Annotated in this window: 2 protein-coding genes and 1 pseudogene; 2 read left to right on the forward strand and 1 reads right to left on the reverse strand. The window is 74.0% G+C overall.

Annotated elements, in window-relative coordinates:
• Positions 1–50: 50 nt before the first annotated feature.
• Positions 51–1,217 (reverse strand): dipeptidase, encoded by a 1,167-nt coding sequence (locus GT042_RS33110; RefSeq protein ID WP_161312382.1) that lies wholly within the window; start codon positions 1,215–1,217, stop codon positions 51–53.
• Positions 1,218–1,547: 330 nt separating this feature from the next.
• Here GT042_RS33110 and GT042_RS33115 point away from each other — a divergent pair, with 330 nt between their 5' ends.
• Together GT042_RS33115 and GT042_RS33120 are read left to right on the forward strand one after the other, a co-directional pair.
• Positions 1,548–2,357 (forward strand): response regulator transcription factor, encoded by an 810-nt coding sequence (locus GT042_RS33115; protein ID WP_161312383.1) that lies wholly within the window; start codon positions 1,548–1,550, stop codon positions 2,355–2,357.
• Positions 2,347–3,412: pseudogene (locus GT042_RS33120) on the forward strand (two-component sensor histidine kinase); the annotation flags it as partial. The gene GT042_RS33115 and the pseudogene GT042_RS33120, both read left to right, overlap by 11 nt.

Below are 3,412 nucleotides of genomic sequence, written 5' to 3' on the forward strand. Positions count from 1 at the left end.
GTTCGGTGCGCGCACGTGCGCTCATCTGGATACCAGATGAGCGCGTGTGCTCATCTGGTGTCCAGGTCCTCGATCGTCGCGGTCGACGGGCCTCGGCGTTGTTGTGCCGCCCGGGCCGCGAACTCCGTGTCTCGTACCACCCGTGCCGCGTTGCCCCAGGTCAGGGCCGCCAGATCGGTCTCGTCCCAGCCCCGGTCCAGGAGTTCCGCGATCAGCCGGGGGTAGCGGGAGGTGTCCTCCAGGCCGGTGGTACGGGGGCCTCCGGCCTCCAGGCCGTACGTCCCCGACAGGCCCACGGACTCCGGGCCCGCCACCTCCCGTACATGCTCGACATGGTCGGCGACGTCCCGGACGGACGGCCGGCCCGCGGGGCGGGTGACCTGTTCCGGGGCGAAGCTCACCATGCAGACGCCGCGGTTGGCGGGGAGCAGTTCCAGGACGTCGTCGGCGGCGTTGGCCGGGTGGTCGGTCAGGGCGCGGGCCGCCGAGTGGGACAGCAGGACCGGCGCCTTCGCGACCGCGAGCGTGGCGCGCGCCGTGGCGGAGGTGGTGCCGGACAGGTCGATGAGCACGCCGAGGCGGTTCATCTCCCTGATCATCTCCTGGCCGAAGCGCGTCAGTCCGTCGGCCGCCCAGCCCGCGCCGGCGAGCGCGACACACCGTACTCCCAGCGCGTGATAGCCGCGCAGGGTGCCGATCGAGTCGCCCAGGGCGGCCCCCGCGACCGGGCCGAGCAGCGAGGCCACCCGGCCGCAGTTGCGGGCGTCGGCCAGGTCGGCGGCGTTCAGCGCGAGGCGCAGGCCTTCCGGGCAGTTCGAGATCAGCGACCGTACGCGATCGATCAGCTCCAGGGTGGTGCTGATCGCGCGGTTCTGGTCGACGGCCTGCCCGGGCACGACCAGGGACCAGAACTGCCCCCCGACCCCTCCCGCGCGGATCCGCGGGAGATCGGTGTCGAGCGCCGCCTCGCCCAGCTCCAGGTCGTGCGGGCCGGCGTGCCGGAGCGTCCGGGCCAGGCTGTTGTGGCCGTCGATGACGGGGTGCGCGGCGAGCAGTGCCCGGGCCCGCTCGTCCGAGCCGGGCTCGGTGGAGGCCGTGTCCGTCGTTCCTGATGGGTCGGCCGAGGGAGGGGAGGGAGAGGGGGAAGGTGAAGGGGCAGGGGAAGAGGACGTGCTCGTGCTCGTGCTCGGGGTGTACGGATCGTCCAGATCTGCCATTACGAGGCTCCGGGGTCGTCGGTGACGGCAGTTCTGCCACCGTGTCACGGGAGCAGCCGGGGGTCGCGGCGGACGGGGCGTTCGGGCGTACCGCCTCCGGCGGGCGGAGCGGGCGGGACGGGCGGCGCGGGCAGGACGTACGGGTGCGAGTCCTCCGGCCCCGGTGGGCGGAGCCCGGCAGGTCCGGTAGGCGTACGGGCGCGTGTCCTCCCGCCCCCCCCGGCGGGAAATGTCAGAAACCTGTCAGGAACCCATGGTGCGTCGATGGTCCCCGTCCCCGGGGGCCCCTCCCGCCTCTCCTGACCCGCTGCCGTTCCTAGACTCGCACGCATGTGCGCGCACGTGGTGGTCGCCGAGGACGACAAGAAGCAGGCCGAACTGGTCCGCCGCTATCTGGAGCGGGAGGGCCACGACGTGGTGGTCGTGCACGACGGCAGGGCGGCGCTGGAGCAGGTACGGCGCAGGCCACCGGACCTCCTCGTCCTGGACGTGATGATGCCGAAGGTCGACGGTCTCGACGTGTGCCGGATCCTGCGGACCGAGACCGATCTGCCGGTGCTGATGCTCACCGCCCGCTCCACCGAGGACGACCTGCTGCTCGGGCTGGACCTGGGGGCGGACGACTACATGACCAAGCCGTTCAGCCCGCGCGAGCTGATGGCGCGGATCCGTTCGCTGCTGCGCAGGAGCGCCCGTACGGCCGCCGCCGTACCGCCGCCCGACCCCGTCCTGACGGTCGGGGCACTGCGGGTCGATCCCGGGCGGCACGAGGTGTGGGCGCACGGGCGGCGGATCGAGTGCACGCCGGGGGAGTTCCGGCTGCTGGAGGTGCTGGCGGAGCGGCCGGGGCAGGTCTTCACGCGGGCCCAGATCCTGGAGCAGCTGCACGGCTTCGACCGGTACATCACCTCGCGGACGGTGGATGTGCACGTGATGAACCTCCGGAAGAAGATCGAGCCGCGTCCGCGTGCGGCGCGCACGCTGGTGACGGTGTACGGGGTGGGGTACAAGCTCGCGGACGACGGGGGTCGGGGGCCGGATCGGGGGCCGGATCCGCGACCCGGTGAGGGCGACGACGGGCCCGGGCACCCGGGCGGCGACGGGCCCGGGCGCCCGGGGAGGCCCGCCCATGCGTCGTAGGGCCGAGGCCGCCAACGGCGTGGGCGGGGACGTCCCGCTGCGGCGGAGCCTCCTGCTTCGGCTGCTGGCGGTGACCGTGCTGGTCTCCGTCTGTTCGGTCGCCGCGACCGCGTGGGTGGTCGTCCGGACGACGGCCGTCGCGATCCAGAAGGAACAGGGCCAGGCCCTCGCCGACGACACGAAGATCTACGACCGTCTGCTGGGTTACGCGGCGACCCATGCGAGCTGGGACGGGGTCGGCCCGACGGTCGCGTCCCTCGCGGAGGAGACACAACACCGCATCGTGCTGCGGCAGGGCGAGGTGGCGGTGGCCGACTCCGTACCGGCGCCGGGGCATCCGTACCGGCCTCCGTCGAAGCCGACCGCGATCGTCAACCCGCTCTCGGTCAGCCCGGACCTGTCACGGACCGGCTCGGCCGACCGGATCGATCCGCGCGCGGTGGGCCCCTTCCGGCTGCCCGTGAAGGAACGCGCGACCTTGCGGCGGGCCGCGTCGCGGAGTGCGACCTGTCTGCGCGACACCCTGGGCGTCACCGCCCAGATCACGGACGAGCCCAACGGCCGGCCGCGCCTGGTGGTCCCGAACGGGGACCTCGCGGCGGGGCAGCGCTGCACGGACACGGCCCTGGACGCGCCGACCCGTACGGAGAGCCGTGCGCTGGGGGCGCTGAGCACCCTGGTGAACAAGTGCCTGGACCGGGTGCACGCGCCGCCGGTGGTCCTGGCGAGGGACTTCACGTGGACGCTCCCGGACGCGGCGCCGGTACCGGTACCGATGCCGACGCAGGAGCCTCGCGGCGGGCGGGGGGTGGGGGTGCCTCCGGTGGCCCCGGGGGGCGTTGCTGGCTCGGGCGCGACCTTCGGCCTGGGGGCCGTCTCTGGCTCGGGCGCCGCCTTCACCCCGGGGGCCGTTCCGGGCTCGGACGCCGCCTTGGCCTCGGGGGGCGTTCCGGGCTCGGGCGCGACCTTCGGCCCGGGGGCCGTTCCGGGCTCGGACGCCGCCTTGGCCTCGGGCGCCGTTTCCGGCTCGGGTGCGACTTTCGCCTCGAGCGCCG

This window comes from Streptomyces sp. SID3212, assembly GCF_009865405.1.
Classification (GTDB): domain Bacteria; phylum Actinomycetota; class Actinomycetes; order Streptomycetales; family Streptomycetaceae; genus Streptomyces.